The organism is Pseudomonas sp. ITEM 17296 (assembly GCF_028895205.1).
GTDB lineage: Bacteria > Pseudomonadota > Gammaproteobacteria > Pseudomonadales > Pseudomonadaceae > Aquipseudomonas > Aquipseudomonas kermanshahensis.
Genome location: NZ_WJRS01000032.1, coordinates 8,221 through 33,741 on the forward strand (window position 1 = coordinate 8,221; position 25,521 = coordinate 33,741).

The window sequence follows — 25,521 nt, forward strand, 5'->3', positions numbered from 1 at the left end:
TTAAGGGGTAACCTTGCCGTGGTGCAGCGCCTGCCCGTCGTGCCACCAGGCCGCCAGGCTGAACACATCCGGCACCTTGAGGATGCTGAAGTGGTCACCGGGCCCCTGCCACAGCGCAAGCTTGGGCATCAGTTGCTGCCAACCGGCCTGCATGGCGGCATGCTCGCGGGCATTGCCCAAGGCATCCAGGCCCGGGTCATCCACCAGCACCAGGCCGATCGGCCCGTGGTAGCTCAACGTTGGCCGGTAGGCCGTGCGCAACGCCGTGGCGAAGGTCCGTACGGTGCCGTCCAGCGCCCCTGGCTGCGACCGCGCCGGCAGTAATCCGACCCGCACCATGGCCGCGTGCAGCTGGCTCAACTGCTGGTCTTCGCTGGCCTCGGCAAAGGCGCCTGGGTCAATACCCAGGGTTTTGCCGGTGGACAGCTGCAACGCCTCGATCAGCCGCTGCAAGGCTTCGCCCAGGGTGTAGGGCTGGCCACAGGTGCCCCCCTCGCCCGGCGCTTCGCTGTCGATCAGTGTCAATGAACGCACCTGCCGCCCCTTGGCCTCGAACCGGGCAGCCATGGCATGTGCCACCCAGCCGCCAAACGAATGCCCGACCAGGTTCAGCGGCCCTTGCGGATAAAGCGCCTCGATGGCCTGCACATGGCAATCGGCAGCAGCCTCCACCGAAGTGTGCGGCACCGAGCAGCCGTCCAGCCCCCGCGCCTGCAGGCCGTACAGCGGCCAGTCCGGGCCCAGGGCCTCGGCCAGGCCTATGAAACTGGTGACGCTGTCGCCAGCCCCCGGCACGCAAAACAACGGTGCATGCCCGTGCTGACCGGTCTGGATCGCCACCAAGGGCTGATAAGCCGCTGCCTTGGTGCTGTTCGTGCTAGGCACACTGCCCAGTAGCTGGCCAAGCGCCTGACCGAGCGCGGCCACGTGGGGCGCCTGCATCATGCTGCGGTGGTCCCCCGGCACGCCCAGGAGGATCAGGGCCTGGGACGGCAAGGTCTCGCGCCAGCCCAGAGTCGACTGGCTGTCACTGCCCTGTTCGGCGCGCAGCAGGTGCACCGGCACGCTCAACGGTGAAGGGCGGTAATGTGCCAGCGCATGGCCGTGCGCCAGTTCACGGGTGAAGTAGTGCAGCAGTTGCGCGTCGCTCATGCTCGCCCACAGCCCATAGAGCAACTGGTGCTCGCGGCAGCTGGCGACCAGCGTGGCAAAATCGGCCTGACCGGCCTCCAGTTGCTGCAGGCGTGCCAGCTTGTCGGCGCCTGCCGGGCCTTGCGTGCGCCAGAACGTGCTGCAGTTCAACAGCAACTGCCGTTCGAGTGCTCGTGGCCCCTGCCAGCGCGCCTTGCCCTGGTCGGCCAGGCGCGGCACATAGGTGTCGATCAAACCGAGGAATTCGACCTCCTCGTCCACACCCAGCAATTGGTTAGCCATTTCGAAGGCCAATACTCCGCCGAACGACCAGCCTGCCAGGCGATACGGCCCCTGTGGCTGCACGCTGCGCATCTGTTCGATCTGGTAGCGGGCCAGGCACTCGAGCGTCTGTGGCTGCGCTTGATCGGCCGGGATGCCGGGCAGCCCATAGAGGGCGAAATCACCGGGCAAGTGCTGGCCCAGCACCGGGAAGTAGAAATCCAGGCCGGTGAATTCGTGAACCAGGAACAGCGGCGTCTGGCTGCCCCCTGCACGCACCCGGATCACCCCGCGGTGCGCAGCGTCAGGGCTGCCGAGCCTGGCCGCCAGCAACGCTACGCTGGGGTGCTGGAACACATCGTTGATGGCCACCTTCAGGCCCGCCTTGGTCATCTTGTCGACCAGCCGGATTGCCGCCAGGGAGTGGCCGCCCAGCTCGAAGAAGTTGTCGTGCCGCCCTACCCGCTCCACGCCCAACAGTTCGGACCAGATCGTTGCCAACAGGGTTTCGGTTTCACCTTCTGGCGCTTGGTACTCGCGGTTCTGCAGGGCCTCGGTATCCGGTAATGGCAAAGCCTTGCGGTCGAGCTTGCCGTTGGGGCTCAAGGGCAGTGCCTGCAGGTGGACGAACAGCGCCGGCACCATGAAGGTCGGCAGGCGCCCGAGCAATGCCGAGCGCAGCGCCTCCACCGGGAACGACTCGCCCGTGTAGTAAGCGAGCAACTGCTGCTCATGAGCGATCACCACGGCCTCCTTGACCCCCTCTATTCGCGTCAGGCAGGCCTGAATTTCGCCCAGTTCGATGCGCAAGCCGTGGATTTTGACCTGGTCATCGTTACGGCCCAGGTATTCGATGTTGCCATCGGCCAGGTGACGCGCCAGGTCGCCGGTGCGGTACAGGCGTGCACCAGGGCGGGTGCTGAGCGGGTCTTCGAGGAAGCGTTCGGCGGTCAGTTCAGTGCGGTTCAGGTAGCCTCGGGCGACCTGCACGCCGCCGATGAACAGTTCGCCGGCCACGCCTTGCGGGACCGGCTGGCCTTGGCTGTCGAGTACGTACAGCGTGGTGTTGGCGATCGGTTTGCCGATGGGGGTGTTGTCCGGTGCCGTCACGCAGTGCCAGGCGCTCACGTCCACCGCTGCTTCAGTCGGGCCGTACAGGTTGTGCAGTTCAACGGTTGGCAATTGCGCGTGGAAGCGTCGGACCAGGCTGCCCGGCAAGGCCTCGCCGCTGCACAGGACGCGTTTGAGGCCATCGGTCGACGCGTCGCCATGGGCCAGGAATACATCCAGCATCGAGGGCACGAAGTGCAAGGTGGTGACGTTTTCGCTGCGGATCACCTGACGCAGGTACTCCGGATCGCGATGGCCGCCGGGACGCGCCATGACCAGGCGCGCGCCGGTTTGCAGGGGCCAGAGGAACTCCCATACCGACACGTCGAAGCTGAACGGGGTCTTCTGCAAGACCACGTCTTCAGCGCCGAGGTTATAGGCGTCTTGCATCCACAACAGGCGGTTGACCACGCCGGCATGCTCGTTCATCACACCCTTCGGCAAGCCGGTGGAACCTGAGGTGTAGATCACGTAAGCAAGGTGACGCGGGGTCAAGTTGGTGACAACTGGGTTGCTGGACGGCTGGGCGTTCCAGGTCGGCTGATCCAGGTCGATAACCTGGGCCGAATCCGGTACGTGCCGCGTAGCGCTATGCACCAGCACCGCCACCGGCGCGCTGTCACTCAGCATATGCCGCACGCGCTCCGCTGGGTAATCGGGGTCAACCGGCACATACGCGCAACCCGCCTTGAGGATGGCCAGCAAGCCAACCACCATCGACAGCCCACGTTCAACGCAGATCGCCACCCGATCATCAGGTTTAACACCCAGTTCAATCAGGTGATGCGCTAATCGGTTGGCCTGCTCATTCAGCTGGCAATAGCTCAGTACCCCTTCTTCGGCTTTAACCGCGATCGCATCCGGCGTACGCAACACCTGCGCCTCGATCATCCCGTGCAGGGTCTGCTCAAGGTCATAATCCACCGCCGTGTCGTTAAAGCCCTGCAACAACCGCTTGCGCTCATCGGCATCCGGCAAACCGACATGGCCCGGAATGGCCCGATCGCTCTCCACGAAGGCCCACAGCAGTTGTTGGAAATACCCCGCATAACGCGCGATGGTCGAGCGTTCGAACAGGGCTGTGGCAAACACGATACCGCCGGCAAAACCTTCGGCGCGCTCACCCAGGCTCAGGCTCAGGTCGAACTTGGCGATGCACGCAGGCCCACTCACTGCGCTCACCGACAGGTCGGCCAGTTGCAGCGCCTGGCGCTCCGGGCTGGCGTCCCAGTCCAGGGTGGCCTGGTACAGCGGCGTATGCGCAAGGCTTCGGCGCGGGCGCAGCAACTCGACCACCTGCTCGAACGGCAAGTCCTGATGCGCCTGCCCGCCCAGCACCACGGCCTTTACCCGGGCCAGCAAGGTCGCCACATCCGGTGCCCCCGAGGTGTCCACGCGCAACGCCATGGCATTGACGAACATGCCGACCAGGCCATCCACTTCAGCCTGCCTGCGGTTGGCTACCGGCGAGCCGATCACCACTTCATCCTGGCCGGCAAGCCGGCTCAACAACACTGCCCAAGCCGCCATGAACAGCATGTAAGGCGTGACGCCATGGCGCCGGCACACGGCTTTGAGCTCGGCACTCAGGCGCGGGTCCAGGCTCAGCGCGACGCTGTCACCGGCATACTGCTGACGCTCTGGCCGTGGGTGATCCCAAGGCAGGCTGAGCAGCGCCGGTGCCCCGGCCAGCTGGCCAACCCAGTAATCCGCCTGTTGGCGCAGCGCATCGCCGCTCAGCCAGCGCCGCTGCCACAAGGCATAGTCGATGTACTGCACGGGCAAGGCCGGCAAGGGGTCGTCGCCACCGCAACTGAAGGCTTGGTACAACTCGCCAAGCTCGCGCACCAACACCCCCAGCGACCAACCGTCGGCCACCAGGTGGTGCAAGGTCAGCAGTAGCAGGTGGTGGTCCTCGGCCAGCTGCAGCAGGCGCCCACGCACCGGCAGGTCGCGGCTAAGCACGAAGGGTTGGCTCGCCTCCTGGCGGATCAGCGCCGCAATAGCGGCTTCATCCAGGCCCTGGCAAAGGTCCCGGTCAAACAGGAAGCCTTCGCTACCGGTGGCCAGCACCACCTGCGGCTCGCCTTCCTGTTCGACAAAATGGCTGCGCAGGCTTTCATGGCGCTCGACCAGACGCCTTAACGCACGCTCCAGCGCCCCAGAGTCCAAACGGCCCTCCAGGCGCAGGGCCAGGGGAATGTGATAGGCCGCGCTGGCTTCCTCCATCTGCGCCAGAAACCACAGCCGCTGTTGGGCGAACGAAAGCGGTAAAGCACCGTCACGCGGGCCCGGCTGGATGGCCGGCAAGGTGTCGCCGTCACGCGCAAGGCAGGCGGCCACCGCTGCCAGGCTGTCATCGGCAAACAGGTCGCCCAATGCCAGCTCCAGCCCCAGGCGTTGGCGAACTTGGGCCAGCATGCGCATCGCCAGCAGTGAATGGCCGCCCAATTCGAAGAAGCGGTCGTGACGCCCGACGCGTTCCAGGTGCAGCAGTTCGCCCCACAACGTGGCCAGCGCCTGCTCGCGCTCGCCTTCCGGTGCTTCGTACGCTGTCACCGCCAAGTCCTGGGGTGCCGGCGCCGGCAAGGCCTGGCGATCAACTTTGCCATTGTTGTTCAGTGGCATCCGCGGCAATGCCACAAATGCGGTAGGCACCATGTAATCCGGCAAGCGCCCACGCAGGAAGGCTCGCAGGTCAGCGGCCTCCACTGGGGCCTCGTGCCGGGTAAACCAGGCCACCAGCCGCAGTGGGCCCTGCTCGTTCGGCACAGCCATCACCACGATTTCACCGACACCCGGTGCCAGTGCCAACTGCTGCTCGATTTCGCCCAGCTCGATCCGGTAACCGCGAATTTTGACCTGGTCGTCATTGCGCCCCAGGCACTCCAGTTGGCCGTCGGCCTGCCAGCGTACAAGGTCGCCGGTGCGGTACAGCCGAGCGCCCGGCTGCGGGCTGAACGGGTCATCGATAAACCGCTGCGCCGTCAATTCTGGGCGGTTCAGATAACCCAGCGCCACGCCGTCGCCGCCGATATACAGTTCACCGACCACGCCTTGCGGCACGGGCTGTTGCCAGGCGTCCAGCACATACACCTGGGTATTGCCGATCGGCCGGCCAATCGGCACTTGAGCTGCATCGGGCGCCAATTCACGCACCTCGCAGGTCACCGCGAACGTGGTGGTTTCGGTGGGCCCGTAGCCATTGAGCAGGCGCAGCCCAGGTGCTTTGTGCAGCAGCGTGTGGAAGGCTGCAGGTTCGGCACGCTCACCGCCGCTGATCAGCACACGCAACGCGGCCAGGGCCTCGGGGATCAACTGCACGTACTGGTTGAACAACGCCGTGGTCAAGAACAGAACGGTGATGCCCTGCTCCGCCAGCGCCTTCGCGAACAGTGCCGGGTCGACCAGCGTGCGGTGGTCGATCACCCGCACCTGCCCGCCATTGAGCAATGCGCCCCACACCTCCAGGGTGCTGGCATCGAACGCCGGGTTGGAAGCGAAAGCGATGCGGTCGCTGGCCAGCAACCCGGCATACCGCTCGTTCAGCACCAACCGCGCAATACCCCGGTGCGGCACGCACACGCCCTTGGGTTTGCCTGTGGTGCCAGAGGTGTACATCACATAGGCCGCACTGCCAGCGTCCTGGGCCACCCCAGGGTTGTGGCCAGGCTGTTCATCGAGGACCAGTTGGTCCAGGTCGACCCGCGGCACCGCATACTCAACCGGTGTGCCAGCAAGCGTCAGCAGCGCGGTGGCCTGGCAATCCTCGACCATGAAGGCCTGGCGCTCGGTCGGGGCATGAATGTCGAGCGGCACATAGACCGCGCCACACTTGAGCACAGCCAGTTGCGCGACCAGCAGGTGCAACGAGCGCGGCAGCAGCACGGCCACATAGGCACCCGGTACCACACCTGCGCCCATCAGGTAATGGGCCAGGCGGTTGGCGCGTTCGTTGAGTGCCCCGTAGCACAGCGCCTGGTCGCCCTGCACTGCCGCCACGGCCAGGGGATGGCGCGCCACGCGCTGCTCAAAAAGCTGCTGCACGGCCTGGTCACGGGGGTAATCGCGCTGCGTGGCATTGAAACTGTGCAGCAAGGTCTGGCGCTCGGCGTCGCCAAGCAACGGCAACTGTGCTAGCGGCTGTTGATCATCGCCGATCATGGCCCAGAGCAAGGTCTCGAAGTAGCCAACATAGCGCCGCACGGTTGTTTCGTCGAACAGCGAGGTGGCGTAGTCCAGGCTGCCGGCCAGCGTGTCGCCGAACTCGCCGAGGTTCAGCGTCAGGTCGAACTTGGCGACCTGGCCAGCCTGGGCCACGGCCTCCAACTGCAGGCCCGGCAGTTGCAAGGCGCCACCTTCGATCGCCTGCCAGTTGAGCGTGGCCTGGAACAAGGGGGTGTGGCCGAGGCTGCGCACTGGGCGGACGATTTCCACCACCTGCTCGAATGGCAGGTCCTGGTGCGCCTGAGCCTCCAGCACGCGCGTACGGACCTGCTCCAGCAGGGTTTGCGCCGTCGGTGCGGCAGCCGTGTCGATGCGCACGGCCAGGGTATTGACGAACAAGCCAACCAGCGGCTCCAGCTCGGCACGGCCGCGGCCCGCCACAGGGCAACCGATGACGATTTCGCCCTGACCGGACAGCCGCGTCAACACGGCGGCCCAGGCACTGAGCACAGCCATGTACAGGGTTACCCCGTGGCGCTGGGCCAGGCTGCGCAGGCCAGCCGCCAGGCGGGGCTGCAACTGCAGTGGCAGGCTTGCGCCGGCAAAGTCCTGGCGTTCGGGGCGTGGGCGATCACTGGGCAGCTTGAGCAGGCTGGGTGCACCGCCCAGGGCCTGGCGCCAGTAATCGGCCTGGCGCTGCAACTGGGCGCCGGCCAACCAGCGGCGCTGCCACACGGCATAGTCGCCGTACTGGATGTCCAGGGCCGGCAGCGGATTATCCTGGCCCTGGCAGCAGGCCGTATACAGCGCGCTCAGTTCGCGGGTCAGCACGCCCAGCGACCAGCCATCGGCAACGATGTGGTGCACGGTCAGGGCCAGCACATGGTGTTCTGCGCCTAGACGCAGCAAACGCGCTCGCAACAGCGGCCCGTGGGCCAGGTCGAAAGGCGCACTGGCCGCTTCATGCAAGCGGGCGGGCAGCGCATCGACGCTCAGGTCTTCACGCTGGAACCAATCGGCACCCGCGGTGGCGGCCAGCACCACCTCGGCACTGTCATCGCGTGGTACGAAGCGGCTGCGCAAGGTCTCGTGGCGCTCGATGATGCCCAGCAAGGCCGCTTCCAGCGCATCGGCATCCAGTGCCCCGCGCAGGCCCAGGGCCAGCGGCACATTGTAAGCCTGGTTGCCGCCTTCCATTTGCGCCAGGAACCACAACCGCTGTTGGGCGAACGACATCGGCAGCGGCGCGTCGCGCGGCACCGGGCGTATCGCTGGCAGCTCACTGCGCCCGGCATGGGCCAGTACCTCGGCCACGGCGGCCAGCTCGGGGTTGGCGAACAGGTCGGCCAGGCTCAGTTCGACACCCAGGCGCAGGCGCACCTGGGAGACCATGCGCATCGCCAGCAGTGAATGCCCGCCCAAGCTGAAAAAATGGTCGCGACGGCCGACTCGCTCAACGTGCAGCAACTCGGCCCATAGTGTTGCCAGCGCCTGCTCCAACGCCCCTTCGGGGGCCTCGTAGCCCTGCTCGAACAGCGCCGAGCGCTCGGGGCGTGGCAATGCGCGGCGGTCGAGTTTGCCGTTGGCCGTCAGCGGCAACGCCGGCAGCTCGACATAGGCCACAGGCACCATGTATTCCGGCAGGTGCGCCTGCAATTGGCTGCGTAGGCCTTCTGGGGTGAGCGGTTCGACACCTGCCTGGGCGGTGAAGTAGGCCACCAGGCGCGGCTGGCCGGGCTGGTCCTCACGGGCCAGCACCACGGCTTCATCGATGCCAGCCAGGGCGTTCAGCCGGCTTTCGATCTCGCCCAGTTCGATGCGCACGCCGCGGATCTTGACCTGGTCATCGTTGCGCCCCAGGTAGTCCAGGGTGCCGTCCGCCAGCCAGCGCACCAGGTCGCCTGTGCGGTACATGCGCCCACGGGCGGCGAAGGGGTCGTCGAGGAAGCGCTCGGCGGTGAGCGCCGGGCGGTTCAGGTAGCCCCGGGCAACCCCAGCGCCACCAATGTACAGCTCACCTGGCACACCCAGCGCGACAGGCTGCAGGTGTGGGTCGAGTACGTACAGACGGGCGTTATCGACCGGCCGACCGATGTGCAGCGCTCCGCCCGCTTCCACCGCGCCGGAGCTGGCCACCACCGTGGTTTCGGTCGGGCCGTAGTTGTTGACCACGGCAAAGCGCTGGGTGCGGTTGAACTGGCGCAGACGGTCACCGCCGATCAACAGGGTGCGTAGGGTCGAGTGTTCGAGCTGATGGTTGAAGGCATACTCGGCCACCGGCGTCGGCAAGAAGCTCACGTCCAGGGGCTGCGCCTGCCACCAGGCAAGCATGGCATCCAGGTCGTCGTTGCCCTCCGACGCCGGCGCCAGGTGCAACGTGGCCCCGGCGCACAACGCCGGCCAGACTTCCCAGGCCATGGCGTCGAAACCAAAACCGGCCAGGCTCGAAGTGTGCCGGCCATGGCACAGGTCGAAGGCGCGGCAGTGCCAGTCGACCAGGTTGTTGACGGTCTGGTGCTCGACCACCACGCCCTTGGGCTGCCCGGTGGAACCGGAGGTGTAGATCACATAGGCCAGGTGGCACGCGCTCAGCCCCGGCACAACCGGGTCGCTCTCGCATACAGGCCAGTGCGGCTGGTCGAGCAGCACCACCGGCACCGCGACAGGCCCCAGGCGCTCACGCAGCGTCTGCTGCGTCAGCACCGCTACCGGGCCGCTGTCATTCAGCAGGTAGTGCACGCGCTCATCCGGGTGGGCGGGGTCTACCGGCACGTAACCGGCTCCGGCCTTGAGTACCGCCAACAAGCCCACCAGCGTCTGAAGGCTGCGCCGCGCCACCACGGCGACGCGGTCGTCAGGCCGCACGCCCAGGTTGATCAGGTGCTGCGCCAGGGCATTGGCCTGGCGGTTGAGCTCGGCGTAACTCAAGCGCGTACCGTTACAGGTGGCGGCGACGGTGTCAGGGTGCAGCTCGGCGCGGTGTGCAATGCGCTGGTGCAGGGTCAGTTGCCGCTCATAGGGGGCCGGATAATCGTTGAACGCTTCCAGCAGCTCCGTGCGCTCGCTGTCGGGGAGCATGGCCAGCGCCAGGACCGACGACTGCGGTGCCTGCACCAGGCTTTCGAGGGTCTGCTGCAGGTAAGCACAGACGCGCTGCGCCGGCACTTCGGCGCTGGCCAGCAAGGTCAGGCGAAACGCTTCGCCCAAGTCGTCGACGCTGAGCGTCAAGGGATAGTTGGTGGCCTCGGCAGACTCGACGATGTCGATGCCGGCCTGGGCTGCGCGGCGTGGCTGAGTGCTGTCCACTGCGCTGTGGCGGTAGTTGAGCAAGGCATTGAACAGCGGCGCCGGCGCCGCCACACCGCTGCACCGCTGGGCCAGGGCCAGTGGCGCGTGTTCATGGCGCATCAATGCGCTCAGCCGTTGGTGGGTGGCGCGGATCGCCGTCGGCAAGTCAGCACTGTCCAGGTCAACGCGTACCGGCAGGGTATTGATGAAAATCCCCAGCGCCCGGTCGGTGGCTTCGGCGCCCTGCAAGCGCCCCATCAGCACTGTGCCGAACACCACCTGCTCGCGCCCCGTCAGCCCGCCCAGCACGCGGCCCCAGGCCAGGTGGAAGAGGCTGGCGACGCTCACGCCCAGGCTTCGTGCCTGGCTGCGTAACTGCTGGCACAGCGCAAGTGGCAGGTCGAGTGCGTGCTCGTTGTGCACCTCGCCCACGCCTTGCACATCCTGGATGCCGTAGGCCAGGGTCGACGCGTCGATCCCACCCAGCATGTCGCGGAAAAACGCCTCGTGTTCGGCCTCGCTGATACCCAGCACGGCTTGTGCCACATAATTGCGAAACGGCACCGGGGTGCCCAGCCGATCACCCTCGCCGGCCAGAAACGCGATCAGTTCGTGACGCACCACTTCCAAGGCACTGTGGTCCATGGCGATATGGTGGAACTGCAGGGTGGCGGCCAGTGCGCCATCGGCTTGCTCGGCCTCACGCAGCAGGCGGATTAGCGGTGCCTGGGTCAGGTCGAGCCTGCCGCGCATGGGGTCGTTGTCGGGTAACGTCGCCACCTGCAGGTCAGCGCGGCGCCAGACCACCTGCACCGGCGTTTCCAGCCCTTCCCAGTGCACCGAGGTGCGCAAGATGTCGTGGCGGGCAATTACACCACGCAGCGCATCGGCAAACGCCTGCAAGCGGGCTTCGCTGGCAAACACGAAACGCGCCTGCATCACGTACGGGTCGCTGTCGGTGGCACTGGCGTGGTGGAACAGCATGCCCTGCTGCAGCGGTGCCAGTGGGTAGACATCTTGCACGTTGGCCGCGCCGCCGGGGATGCAAGCGACGATGCGTTCAAGGGTGCCCTGGTCCAGGTCGATCAGGTTGAGGTGCTGCGGCGTAATGCGCGTGCAGCCCGGCTCGATGAGGTTGGACGGCACGTGTACCGCACCCTGTTTCACGGCCACGTACTCGCCGCGCTCGATCATCGCCACCAGCGTTGGCTTGTGTTCACGCAGTTGCGCCACCAACGCGGGGTCGGTCAGGGCCTGACGGTTGCCCTGGACGGCCAGTTGGCCGTCCTTCAACGCCAGTTGCACGTTTTTGGCCGTCAGTGTTGCCAGTAGTTGGTTGATGCTCACAGGACGATCTCCATTCTGTCTGTGATGGCTGCGTAGCCCGCCAAGGTCGGTTGGTCGAACAGGGCGCGCACGTCGGCTTCCAGGCCTTGATCACGCAGGCGGGAGGTGAGGGTCACCGCCAGCAGCGAATGGCCGCCCAGTTCGAAGAAGTTGTCGTGGCGCCCTACCCGCTCCACGCCCAGCAGCTCAGCCCATATCGTTGCCAGCAGGGTTTCGGTTTCGCCTTCTGGGGCTTGGTACTCGCGGTTCTGCAGGGCCTCGGTATCCGGCAGTGGCAAAGCCTTGCGGTCGAGCTTGCCGTTGGGGCTCAGGGGCAATGCGTCCAGGTGCAGGAACAGCGCGGGCACCATGAACTCCGGCAGGTGGGCCAGCAATGCCGTGCGCAGAACGTCTGTGGCCTGCTGCTCACCGGTGTAATACGCCACCAGACGCTGGTCGCGGGCGACAACAACTGCCTCCTTCACGCCTTCGATGGCCGTCAGGCCAGCCTGGATTTCACCCAGCTCGATGCGTAGGCCGCGCAGCTTCACCTGGTCATCGTTGCGGCCCAGGTATTCGATGTTGCCATCGGCCAGGTGCCGCGCCAGGTCGCCGGTGCGGTACAGGCGTGCACCAGGGCGGGTGCTGAACGGGTCGTCGAGGAAGCGTTCGGCGGTCAGTTCGATGCGGTTCAGGTAGCCTCGGGCGACTTGCACGCCGCCGATGAACAGCTCGCCAGCCACGCCTTGCGGGACCGGCTGGCCTTGGCTGTCGAGTACGTACAGCGTGGTGTTGGCGATCGGTTTGCCGATGGGGGTGTTGTCCGGCGCCGTCACGCAGTGCCAGGCGCTCACGTCCACCGCTGCTTCAGTCGGGCCGTACAGGTTGTGCAGTTCAACGGCTGGCAATTGCGCGTGGAAGCGTCGGACCAGGCCGCCTGGCAAGGCTTCGCCGCTGCACAGGACGCGCTTCAACGAAGCCGCCGAGACATCACCATGGGCCAGGAATACATCCAGCATCGAAGGCACGAAGTGCAAGGTGGTGACATTTCCGTTACGGATCACCTGACGCAGGTACTCCGGATCGCGATGGCCGCCGGGGCGAGCCATGACCAGACGTGCGCCGGTTTGCAGCGGCCAGAGGAACTCCCACACCGACACGTCGAAGCTGAATGGGGTCTTCTGCAAGACCACGTCGTCAGCGCCGAGGTTATAGGCGTCTTGCATCCAAAGCAGTCGATTGACCACGCCGGCATGCTCGTTCATCACGCCCTTCGGCAAGCCGGTGGAGCCTGAGGTGTAGATCACGTAGGCAAGATGACGCGGGGTCAAGCCGGTGACAACTGGGTTGCTGGACGGCTGGGCGTTCCAGGTCGGCTGATCGAGGTCGATAACCTGGGCCGAATCAGGTACGTGCCGCGTAGCGCCATGCACCAGCACCGCCACCGGCGCGCTGTCGCTCAGCATATGCCGCACGCGCTCAGCTGGGTAATCCGGGTCAACCGGCACATACGCGCCACCCGCCTTGAGGATGGCCAGCAAACCAACCACCATCGACAGCCCACGCTCGACGCAGATCGCCACCCGATCATCAGGTTTAACACCGAGTTCAATCAGGTGATGCGCTAATCGGTTGGCCTGCTCATTCAGCTGGCAATAGCTCAGTACCCCTTCTTCGGCTTTAACCGCGATCGCATCCGGCGTACGCAACACCTGCACCTCGATCATCCCATGCAGGGTCTGCTCAAGGTCATAATCCACCGACGTGTCGTTGAAGCCCAGCAGCACACGCTCACGCTCCTGCGCTTCCAGCACCGGCAAGCGCTGCACCGGCAGTTCCGGCGTCTGCTCCAGCGCCTCGACCATGGCCTCCAACACCTGGTTCATCTGCCCGCAGATACGCGCCGCGCCTACGTCGGCCGGGGTCATGGCAACCAGGCGGAAGCCCTCCCCCAGGTCATCCACGTTCAACCCCAGCGGGTAGTTGCTGCGTTCCTGGCTTTCCAGGTTGTCGATACCTTGTGTCGCCTGCCGCTGGCTGTCAGTGACCTGCGTGCTGTGCCGGTAGTTGAGCATGGCGCTGAACAACGGCAAGGGCGCAGCCACGCCACTGCAGCGCTGGGCCAACGCCAGCGATGCATGCTCGTGGGCCAGCAAGGCACTGAGGCGCTGATGGGTAGCACGGGCCCCTTCACGCAGGCTGATACCGCCCAGGTCGACCCGCAGCGGCAAGGTGTTGATGAACATGCCCAGCGCCCGCTCGGCGCCTTCACCGCCTTGCAGGCGGCCCAGCAGTACGGTGCCGAACACCACGCTGTCCTGGCCACTGGCGGCCGCCAGCAGGCGCGCCCAGGCCAGGTGGAACAGGCTGGCGACGCTGATACCCAATTGCCGGCCTTGTTGGCGCAGCCGTTGTGCCAAGTCGTCACGCAGCCACAGCTGGGCCTCCTCGATGTCACGGCCGTCACCCTGCACATCGCTAAGGCCAAACGGCAGCGTTGGCGCGTCGATATCCGCCAGTTGCCCGCGGAAGAACGCTTCATGCTCGGCCTGGCTGATACCCAGCCGCGCCTGGGCCACGTAGTTGCGGTACGGCACCGGTGCCTGGGCCGGCTCGGCCGCACCCTGCAGATAACCGATCAGCTCCTCGCCGACCACTTCCATGGCCGTGTGGTCGAGCACGATGTGGTGGAACTGCAAGGTGGCTTCGATGCGGGCCGCGCCCGGCTGCTGCGTGTACAGCAGACGGATCAGCGGTGCCTTGCTCAGGTCGAGCATTGCCTCGCTGTCGCGACCACGCGCCATGACCGACAACGGCGCCTGCCGCCAGACCACCTGCACCGGCTGCGGCAGGCCTTCCCAGAGTACCGCTGTGCGCAGCACGTCGTGGCGGGCGATGACCTTGTCCAACGCTGCCGCAAAGTTGTTCAAGTGTTCGCGGCTGGCGAACCCGAAGCGCGACTGCAGCACATAAGGGTCGTGCCCCTGCGCGCTGAGGTGGTGGTACAGGATGCCTTCCTGCAAGGGTGCCAGCGGGTAGATGTCCTGCACATTGCGGGCACCGCCGGGTACCTGGGCAACGATACGGTCGATGGCCGCCTGCTCCAGCGCCACCAGCGGCAGCATGCCGGGGGTGATGTGCGGGCAGCCGGCCGGGATCAGGTTGTCCGGCACCTGCACTTGTTGCACCTGGCCCAGGGTCGTCGCCAGTGCCGCCACCGTCGGCTGGCCAAACAGCGTACGCACATCCACCTGCACGCCCTCGCGGCGCAAACGCGCGGTCAGGTTCACCGCCAGCAACGAATGGCCACCCAGCTCGAAGAAGTTATCGTGCCGGCCCACTCGCTCGACGCCCAGCATGTCGGCCCACACCGCTGCCAGGGCCATTTCCACTTCGCCCTGCGGGGCGACATAGGCCTGGCCTGCAAGCAGCGCCGGATCCGGGTCGGGCAACGCCTTGCGGTCGAGCTTGCCATGGCTGGTCAACGGCAGTGCTGGCAGGCAGGTGAAGGCCAACGGCACCAGGTGTGCGGGCAGGCTTGCCTGCAAAGCCTGGCGCAGTGTGTCCACTGCCACCGGTGTGGTTTCAGTGAACCAGGCCAGCAGCCGCTCGCCACGCACCAGCACCACCGCATCGCCGATACCAGGCTGCGCGGCAAGTACGCTTTCGATCTCGCCAAGCTCTACCCGTACGCCGCGGATCTTCACCTGGTCGTCGTTACGGCCCAGGTAATCCAGAGTGCCGTCAGCGTTCCAGCGCACCAGGTCACCTGTGCGGTACAGCCGCGCATGGGGTTGGGCGGTGAACGGATCGGCAATGAAGCGCTCCTCGGTCAGTGCCGGGCGGTTGAAGTAACCGCGGGCCACCCCGGCGCCGCCAATGTACAACTCGCCCACGGCGCCCACCGGCACCGGCTGGCGGCGCTCGTCGAGCACATACACCTGGGTGTTGGCGATAGGCTTACCGATATGCAGCCCCCCCGCGGGTATCAGTTGCCCGGACGTGGCCACCACGGTGGCTTCGGTCGGGCCATAGTTGTTGACCAGGGCAAAACCTGGGTCGCGCTCGAACTGGCGCAGGCGATCGCCGCCGACCAGCAGCGTGCGCAAGGTCGGGTGCTGACGCTCGCGGCGCAGCGCCTGTTCGGCCACGGGTGTGGGCAGGAAGCTGACGGCCAGCGGCTGCTCCAGCCACCAGTCGAGCAATTCGTCGACGTGCTCACCGGCAATGCGTGCGGGCGGCACGTGCAGCACGGCCCCCGTGCACAGCGCCGGCCACACCTCCCAGGCCACCGCATCGAAGCCGAAACCGGCCACCGTGCTGGTATGGCTGCCGGCTTTCAAGGCAAAGGCCTCACAGTGCCAGTGCACCAGGTTGGCCAGGGTCGCATGCTCGACCATCACCCCTTTCGGCTGGCCGGTAGAGCCGGAGGTGTAGATCACATACGCCAGTTGGCGATCATCCAGGCCTGCCACGCAGGGGTTGCTGTCGGCTGCGCCCTGCCAGGCATCGCGGTGCAGCTCGACACGTGGGGTGTCCCCCACCAGCGCCAGGGTGGCCGCATCGACCAGCACCAATGCCGGCGTGCTGTCTTCAAGCAGGTAGGCGATGCGTTCGCTTGGGTAGGCCGGGTCGATCGGCACATAGGCCGCACCGGCCTTGAGGATGGCCAGCAGGCCGACCAGGCGCTCCAGGGTGCGCGGCAAGCACAATGCCACCCGGTCGCCGACCTTCACCCCGCGGCTGATAAGGTGATGCGCCAGGCGGTTGGCGCAGCGATTAAGCTCGCCGTAGCTCAGTACCTGGCCATCCTGCACCAGCGCTGCCGCTTGCGGTGCGCGGGCCGCCTGGGCCTCGACCAAGGCGTGCACGGCCTGCCCTTTCGGGTAGTCGCGTGCAGTGGCATTGAACGCTTCCAGCACCTGCTGCCGTGCCACCGGGTCCAGGATCGACAATGCCTCGACCGGCTTGGCCGCAGACTGCGTCAGCGCCTGCAGCAGTTCGACCAGGGCCTGGTTCATCCAGCCAGCGACCCGCTCGGCGCCAATGCCTGCCTGGGCCAGCACACTCAAGGCAAAGCCTTCGCCCAGGTCGTCGACACTGAGGGTCAGCGGGTAGTTGCTGCGCTCCTCACCGCCCAGCAGGCGAACACCCTGGCTGTGGGTATCGCCGTCGGCAGGCACCCCTGCCGTGCTGTGGCGGTAGTTGAACAGGGCGCTGAACAACGGTGTGGACGCCGCCACGCCACTGCAGCGCTGGGCCAACGCCAGCGAGGCATGCTCGTGCGCCAACAGCGCCGAGAGCCGCTGATGGGTGGCGCGCACCGCCTGCGCCACCGGTGCAGTCAAGTCGATGCGCAGCGGCAAGGTGTTGATGAACACGCCCAATGCCCGGTCGGCCCCTTCACCGCCCTGCAAGCGCCCCATCAGCACGGTGCCAAACACAACATCGGTGCGGTTGGCGAGCACACCCAGCACCCGTGCCCAGGCCAGGTGCGCCAGGCTCGCGGCACTCACGCCAAGCTGCCGAGCCTGTTCGCGCAAGCCGCGCGCCACGATGGCGTCGATGACCAGGTGGGCTTCTTCGATAGCGTGGCCGTCACCCTGTACGTCGCTCAGGCCAAACGGCAAGGTCGGGGCATCAAGGTCCCCCAGCATCTCGCGGAAGAACGCTTCATGGCTGGCATCGTCGGCCCCAAGGCGGGCTTGGGCAACATAGGTGCGATAAGGCACTGGCGCCGGCAAGCGTTCGCCCTGGCCCGCCAGCAACACCTGCATCTCGCTGGCGATGACTTCCATGGCGGTATGGTCCAGGGCCAGGTGATGGAATTGCAGAATCGCCACCACGCGCTGGTTGGCCGGGTCATCGGCATGCAGCAGGCGCAGCAAGGGTGCCCGCGACAGGTCGAGGCGCTGGTGACGGGCGTCGAAGCGGGCCTGCAAGGCATCGATCACCGACCCGGTAGCCAGGCCTTCGATTGCGCTCACCTGCATCCTCGCTTCCCGCCAGACCACTTGTACTGCGTGCGCAAGCCCTTCGCTGACCACTGCGGTGCGCAGAATGTCGTGCCGGTCGATGACCTGCTGCAAGGCGCCCGCCCAGCGCTGCAAGTGCGCCAGGCTGTCGAAGGCCAGGCGCGACTGCAGCAGGTACGGGTCGCCCTGTGCGGCGCTCAAGTGGTGGTACAGGATGCCCTCCTGCAGCGGGGCCAGCGGGTAGATCTCTTGCACATTGGCGGCGCCGCCCGGCACCGTGGCGACGATACGGTCGATACTGGCCTGGTCGAGCTCGATCAGGCTGAGCATGTCCGGGGTGATGTGGCGGGCCGTGTGTGGCACACGGTTGGCGGGCACCTGCACCTCGCGACCGCTGCCCACGGCGGCGGCCAGCGCCGCCAGGGTGGGCTGGGCAAACAGCACGCGCACATCGGCACTGAGGCCGGCCTTGCGCATGCGCTCGACCAGGGTCACGGCCAGCAGCGAATGGCCGCCCAGCTCGAAGAAGTGGTCGTGGCGCCCGACCTGCGCGACCTTGAGCAGGTCGGCCCAGATCGCCGCCAGGGTGGTTTCGACCTCACCCTGTGGCGCCTCGAAGGCGCGGCTGAGTACTGCCTCGTTGCCGGGCTGCGGCAAGGCACGGCGGTCGAGCTTGCCGTTGGCGGTCAGCGGCAGTGCATCCAGGCACACGTAGGCCGCTGGCAGCATGTAGTCCGGCAACTGACCTTGCAGCTGTTGGTGCAGTTCGGCAATGCCAAGGGCCGGATTGTTGGCGGTGAAATAGGCCACCAGGCGCTTGTCACCGGGCACGTCCTCACGCACTACCACGGCCGTGTCACGCACACCGGCACACGCGCCCAGGCGCGCTTCGATTTCACCCAGCTCGATGCGGAAGCCTCGCAGCTTGATCTGCTGGTCGGCACGGCCCAGGTAACGCAACGTGCCGTCGGCCTGCCAGCAGGCCAGGTCGCCACTGCGGTACATGCGCGCACCCGGCTCACGGCTGAACGGGTCCTCGAGGAAGCGCTCAGTGGTAAGAGCCGGCTGGCCGAGGTACCCCAAGGCGACGCCAGCGCCGCCGATGTACAGCTCACCGACCGCGCCAACCGGCAACGGCTGCTGACGGGCGTCGAGCACGTAGCAACGGGCATTGCCGATCGGCCTGCCAATCGGGATGCTGCCCTCGCCGACCGTGGCGATGAGGTGGGTGGTGCTGAAGGTGGTGGCTTCAGTCGGGCCATAGCCATTGAGCAGGTGTTGTGGGGCGCCTTCGCGCAGCACCCGGCCGACGATGGCCGGGTCCAGCACATCGCCGCCCACCATCAGGTAGCGAAGCTTGGCGAATGCCGGCAGCAGGTCATCGGCAAACTGATGGAACAGGCCGGCAGTCAGCCACAGCACGCTGACGCGCTGCTCCAGCAACACCTCACGCAAGGCCTGACGCGACAGTACCTGATCCTGGTCGATGACGACCACCGTGCCGCCGTTGAGCAGCGGCGCCCAGACTTCCAGGGTACTGGCGTCGAACGCAGGGTTGGAGGCGAACGCGACACGGTCCTGGCAGGTGAATTCGGCAAAGCCGTTGTTGATCACCAGGCGCACGATGGCCCGGTGCGGCACTTGCACGCCCTTGGGGGTGCCGGTAGAGCCGGAGGTGTACATGATGTAGGCGGCGCTTTCGGCAGCTACCGCCAGGCCCGGCGACTGCTGCGCGTACCCGGTGAGGTCGAGGCGGTCCAGCTCGACGCGCAGGGCATTGCCTACCCGCTGTTCGCTGCTGAAGGTGAGCAAGACACGCGCCTGGCTGTCTTCGATCATGAAGGCCTGGCGCTCGGCAGGCGCGTTGCTGTCCAGCGGCACGAACACCGCCGCGCATTTGCTCGCCGCCAGTTGCGCAGCCAGTAACTCGATGCTGCGGGGCAGCAGCAGGGCCACACGATCGCCAGGGCGCACGCCCAGGGCGAGCAGGTGGTGAGCCAGGCGGTTGGCGTGCTGTTCGAGCTGCTCATAGCTCCACTGCCGGCCACCGTGAACCACCGCCGGTGCAGCCGGGCTGAGCGCGGCATAGGTGCCAAACAGGGTGTGCAGCGCATGTTCCCGTGGGTAATCGCGGCGGGTGGCATTGAAGCCTTGCAACACCAGTTCGCGCTCGGCAACTGCCAGCTGGCTCACCTTGTGCAGGGCCGTGGTCGGCGCCTGCGCAAGGGCTTGGGCCAGTTGCTCAAGGGCGGTACTGAGCAGGCGGCAGACCTGCGCGCCATCGACTTCCGGCACCGCTTGCACGGTCAGCACAAAGGCGTCGCCCACGTCGTCGACGTTGACCACCAATGGATAGTTGCTGCGCTCATGCGCGGCCAGTTGCTCGATACCCTGCCAGGCCTGGCGCAGCTCGGCCTTGGCCGGTGCACTGTGGCGGAAGTTGAGCAGGCTGGTGAACAGCGCCTGAGACGCCGGCACTGCGCTGCAACGCTGAGCCAACGCCAGCGAGGCTTGCTCATGGGCCAGCAGGCGGGCCAGCCGCTGGTGGGTCAGGCGTACGCCCTCGGCCACCGCCGTGGCACCCACGCTCACCCGCAGCGGCAAGGTGTTGATGAACATGCCCAGGGCCCGTTCAGCCCCCTCGCCGCCTTGCAGGCGACCGAGCAACACCGTGCCGAACACCACTTCCTCGCGCCCTGACAGTTGCGCCAACACCTGCCCCCAGGCCTGGTGCACCAGGCTGGCGACGCTGATGCCAAGCAGGCGCGCCTGCTCGCGCAAACGGCCGGCCAGCGCCGTGTCCAGGGCCAGACGGCTGTCCAGTACACGGCTGCCGTCACTGAGCGCATCGCGTAGGCCGAATACCGTGGTGGGTTCGTCGATGTCGCCCAGCAGCTCGCGGAACAGTGCCTCGTCAGCCTGGGTATCGGCGCCCAGGCGTGCCTGCGCCACATAGTTGCGGTAGGGCACGCTGGCCTGCGACAGGGCCTGGCCTTGCAGCACAGCGGTGATCTCGGCCACCAGCTGTTCGACGGCTGCGTGGTCGAGGATGATGTGGTGGATCAGCAGCGTGGCTTCCACGCGTCCCTCGCCGTGGCTAGGGAGCAGGCGGATCAAGGGGGCCTTGTTCAAGTCGAGCGTGGTGCTGCTTTCATCACCGCGCACGGCTGCGCCGACTGCCGGCACAGTGTGCCAGACGACCTGCACGGGCTCCTCCAGGCCCTGCCAGTGGATGCTGGTGCGCAGGATGTCGTGACGGGCGATGACCTGGTCGAGCGCTGCGGCAAAGGCATCGAGTTCGGCTTGCGTCGGGAAGGCAAAGCGTGCCTGCAGCACGTAGGGGTCTGCGCCTTCGCTGGCCAAGTGATGGTAGAGAATGCCTTGCTGCAGCGGGGCCAGGCCGTAGACATCCTGGACATTGGCCACGCCACCGGGGATCTGCGCGACCAGGGTGTCGATGGCCGCCTGGGACAGCTCGGTGAGCGGTAGCATGTCCGGCGTGATGCGTGTGCCCTCTGCCGGAATGCGGTTGGCTGGCACGCTAATGCGGGTTTCACCGCCCACCGCAGCGGCGAGCGCTGCCAAGGTCGGCTGGCCGAACAGTACGCGGATATCGGCATGCAGGCCTTGCTGGCGCAGGCGCGAGGTCAGGGTCACCGCCAGCAGCGAATGGCCGCCCAGTTCGAAGAAGTTGTCGTGGCGCCCTACCCGCTCCACGCACAGCAGCTCAGCCCAGATCGCAGCCAGCAGCGTTTCGGTTTCGCCTTCTGGGGCTGCGTACACACGGTTTTGCAGGGCCTCGGTATCCGGCAGTGGCAAAGCCTTGCGGTCGAGTTTGCCGTTGGGGCTCAGGGGCAGTGCGTCCAGGTGCAGGAACAGCGCGGGCACCATGAACTCCGGCAGGTGGGCCAGCAATGCCGTGCGCAGAACGTCTGTGGCCTGCTGCTCACCGGTGTAATACGCCACCAGACGCTGGTCGCGGGCGACAACAACTGCCTCCTTCACGCCTTCGATGGCCGTCAGGCCAGCCTGGATTTCACCCAGCTCGATGCGTAGGCCGCGCAGCTTCACCTGGTCATCGTTGCGGCCCAGGTATTCGATGTTGCCATCGGCCAGGTGCCGCGCCAGGTCGCCGGTGCGGTACAGGCGTGCACCAGGGCGGGTGCTGAACGGATCTTCTAGGAAGCGTTCAGCGGTCAGTTCGGCGCGGTGGAGGTAGCCTCGGGCGACTTGCACGCCGCCGATGAACAGTTCGCCGGCCACGCCTTGAGGGACCGGCTGGCCTTGGCTGTCGAGTACGTACAGCGTGGTGTTGGCGATCGGTTTGCCGATGGGGGTGTTGTCTGGTGCCGTCACGCAGTGCCAGGCACTCACGTCCACCGCTGCTTCAGTCGGGCCGTACAGGTTGTGCAGTTCGACGGTTGGCAATTGCGCGTGGAAGCGTCGGACCAGGCTGCCTGGCAAAGCTTCGCCGCTGCACAGGACGCGCTTGAGACCATCTGCCGATATTTGGCCGTGAGCCAGGAACACATCCAGCATCGAGGGCACGAAGTGCAAGGTGGTGACGTTTTCGTTACGGATCACCTGACGCAGGTACTCCGGATCGCGATGGCCGCCGGGGCGCGCCATGACCAGACGTGCGCCGGTTTGCAGCGGCCAGAGGAATTCCCATACCGATACGTCGAAGCTGAATGGGGTCTTCTGCAAGACCACGTCGTCAGCGCCGAGGTTGTAGGCCTCTTGCATCCACAGCAGGCGGTTGACCACGCCGGCATGCTCGTTCATCACGCCTTTCGGCAAGCCGGTGGAGCCTGAGGTGTAGATCACGTAGGCCAGGTGACGCGGGGTCAAGTCGGTGACAACTGGGTTGCTGGAAGGCCGGGCGATCCAGGTCGGCTGATCCAGGTCGATAACCTGGGTCGAATCCGATACATGGCGGGTAGCACTGTGCACCAGCACCGCCACCGGCGCGCTGTCAGTCAGCATATGCCGCACGCGTTCCGCTGGGTAATCGGGGTCAACCGGCACATACGCGCCACCCGCCTTGAGGATGGCCAGCAAGCCAACCACCATCGACAGCCCACGTTCAACGCAGATCGCCACCCGATCATCAGGTTTAACACCCAGATCAATCAGGTGATGCGCTAATCGGTTGGCTTGCTCATTCAGCTGGCGATAGCTCAGCGCCCCCTCTTCGGCCTTAACCGCGACCGCATCCGGCGTAAGCAACACCTGTACCTCGATCATCCCGTGCAGGGTCTGCTCAAGGTCATAATCCACCGCCGTATCGTTGAAGCCCAGCAGCACACGCTCACGCTCCTGCGCTTCCAGCACCGGCAAGCGCTGCACCGGCAGTTCCGGCGTCTGCTCCAGCGCCTCGACCATGGCCTCCAGCACCTGATTCATCTGCCCACAGATACGCGCCGCGCCTACGTCGGCCGGGGTCATGGCAACCAGGCGGAAGCCCTCCCCCAAATCGTCGACGTTCAGGCTCAACGGGTAGTTGGTGCGCTCCTGGCCTTCGAGCACGTCGATGCCTTGCCACGCCTGCCGCTGTTCGGCGCTGGCTTCTGCGCCATGGCGGTAGTTGAGCATGGCGCTGAACAACGGCAACGGTGTAGCCACAGCGCTGCAGCGCTGGGCCAACGCCAAGGACGCGTGTTCGTGCGCCAGCAGTGCACTGAGGCGCTGATGCACGGCCTGCGCCCCATCGCGCAGGCTCACCTCGCCCAGGTCGACCCGCAGCGGCAAGGTATTGATGAACATGCCGAGCGCCCGCTCGGCGCCCTCACCGCCTTGCAGGCGCCCCAGCAACACCGTGCCGAACACCACGCGGTCCTTGCCGCTGGCAGCGGCCAACAGGCGCGCCCAAGCCAGGTGGAACAGGCTGGCGACACTGATGCCCAGGTGCCGTGCCTGGCGCCGCAGCCCTGCGGCCAGCTCGGCCGACAGCGCCAGCTTGGCTTCTTGCATGCCAAGGCCATCGCCTTGCACATCGCTAAGGCCGAACGGCAACGTCGGCTCGTCGACATCCGCCAACTGCTCGCGGAAGAACGCCTCATGCTCGGCCTGGCTGACACCCAGGCGCGCCTGGGCCACGTAGTTGCGATACGGCACGGGGGGTTGGACCGGCGGCGTGCCCTGCAGGAAGCCAATCAACTCCTCACCGACCACCTCCAGGGCGGTGTGGTCGAGGACGATGTGGTGGAACTGCAAGGTGGCTTCGATGCACCCGCTGCCCGGTGCCTGGCGATGAAGCAGACGAATCAGCGGCGCTTGGCTCAAGTCCAGGCCAACGGTAGCCGCATCGTCGTCGCGCAGGACCTGCAGCGGTGCGTGACGCCAGACCACCTGCACAGCCTGCGGCAGGCCGTCCCACAGCACAGCTGTGCGCAGCACGTCGTGGCGGGCGATGACCTGGTCCAGCGCGCTGGCGAAGGCTTGCAGGCGTTCGCCGTTGTCAAAACGCAGCCGGGAATACAGCACATAGGGATCGTGCTCGGCGCTCAGGTGATGGTAAAGGATACCTTCCTGCAGCGGAGCCAGCGGGTAGATGTCCTGCACATTGGCCGCACCGCCCGGCACGCGCGCGACGATGCGGTCGATTGCGGGTTGGTCGAGGTCGATCAGGCTCAGCAGGCCCGGGGTGATATGAGTACAACCGGCAGGGATGCGGTTTTCAGGTACCAGCACTTGCTGGTTGCGACCCAAGGTCTCGGCCAGGGCCGCGATGGTAGGCCGGCCGAACAGGGTCCGTACATCGACTTGCAGCCCTTCCAGGCGCAGCCGCGCAGTCAGGCTTACCGCCAGCAGCGAGTGGCCACCCAGCTCGAAGAAGTTGTCGTGACGGCCCACGTGCTCGACGCCCAGCAGTTGCGCCCACAGTTGGGCCAGCAGGGTTTCGGTCTGCCCCTGCGGCGCCTGGTAGGGGCGTTCATGCAAGGCAGCATCCGGCGCCGGCAGCGCTTTACGGTCGAGCTTGCCATTGGGCGTCAACGGCAGCTGGTCGAGGTGGATGTACTGTGCCGGCAGCATGTATTCCGGCAGGTCGTGCAGCAGTGCCTGACGCAGGCTGTCCGCCTCGGGTGGCTCACCGGTGAGGTAGGCGACCAGGCGCGGCCCACTGGCCGGGGCATCGTAAGCCAGTACCACGGCCTCGCGCACACCGGGCACACGCACCAGGCAGGCTTCGATCTCGCCCGGCTCGATGCGCAGGCCGCGGATTTTGACCTGGTGGTCGTTACGGCCAAGGAAGACCAGGTTGCCATCCTCGCGCTGGCGCACCAGGTCACCGCTGCGGTACAGGCGATCACCGTCAACGAAGGGGCTGGCGATGAAGCGTTCGGCCTGCTGTTCGGGCAAACCCAGGTAACCCCGCGCTACGCCCGCGCCGCCGATATGCAGGTGGCCGACCACGCCCCACGGCACGGGTTGGTCGTAGTGGTCGAGTACATACAGCCGGGTATTGTCGATGGCGGTGCCAATCGGCAACGCCCCGTGCGGCAGGTCCGCGCCCGGTTCCAGCGTCCAGGCGCTGCAATCGACGGTGGTCTCGGTCGGGCCATATACGTTGTGCAGGCGCACACCCGGCAGACGCTCGCGTACCTGGGCGGCCAGCGCCTGGGTCAACTCACCGCCACCGCAGACGATATCGCTGAGGCTGGTGCAGCGAGCGCTCGCAGGTGCTTCGAGGAACTGCTGCAGCAACGCCGGCACGAATTGCACCACGCTGACCTGCTGCGCCTCAATCAATTGCGCGAGGTAGTGCGGGTCACGCTGGCCGTGCGGGCGCGCCAGTACCAGGCGTAGGCCGCTGCACAACGGCCAGAACAGTTCCCACACCGAGGCATCGAAGCTGACCGGGGTCTTGTGCAGCACAGCGCCTTTGCCAGGTAGGTGGCAAAGGCGCTGGCTCCAGCGCACCAGGTTGACCACGTTGCGGTGTTCGACCATCACCCCCTTGGGCTGGCCTGTGGAGCCCGAGGTGTAGATCACATACGCCAGGTGGCTCGCGTTCAGCGCAGCTACGCGAGGGTTGCTGATCGGCTGGGCTTCCCAGCAAGGCTGATCGAGGTCGACCAGCTGCACCGGGGTGCCGTGTAGGACCTCACGGGTAGCGCTGTGCATCAGCACGGCCAGCGGCGCACTGTCGCTCAGCATGTGGCGGATACGTTCAGCCGGGTATCCTGGGTCAACTGGCACATAGGCGCCGCCTGCCTTGAGGATGGCCAGCAAGCCGACC

The 25,521-nt window shown here is 66.3% G+C and carries 2 protein-coding genes (1 of these 2 only partly in view); both read right to left on the reverse strand.

Annotated elements, in window-relative coordinates; translation table 11 throughout:
• Positions 1 to 11,325, reverse strand: a complete 11,325-nt coding sequence (locus tag GIB19_RS24780; RefSeq protein WP_274888382.1) for a non-ribosomal peptide synthetase — start codon at positions 11,323 to 11,325, stop codon at positions 1 to 3.
• Positions 11,322 to 25,521: the 3' portion of a non-ribosomal peptide synthase/polyketide synthase gene (locus GIB19_RS24785; RefSeq protein ID WP_274888383.1), read on the reverse strand. The gene runs 8,132 nt beyond the window's last position; the window shows 14,200 of its 22,332 coding nt (coding positions 8,133-22,332); the start codon falls outside the window, past its right edge; its stop codon occupies positions 11,322 to 11,324. The genes GIB19_RS24780 and GIB19_RS24785 overlap by 4 nt, the downstream gene beginning before the upstream one ends.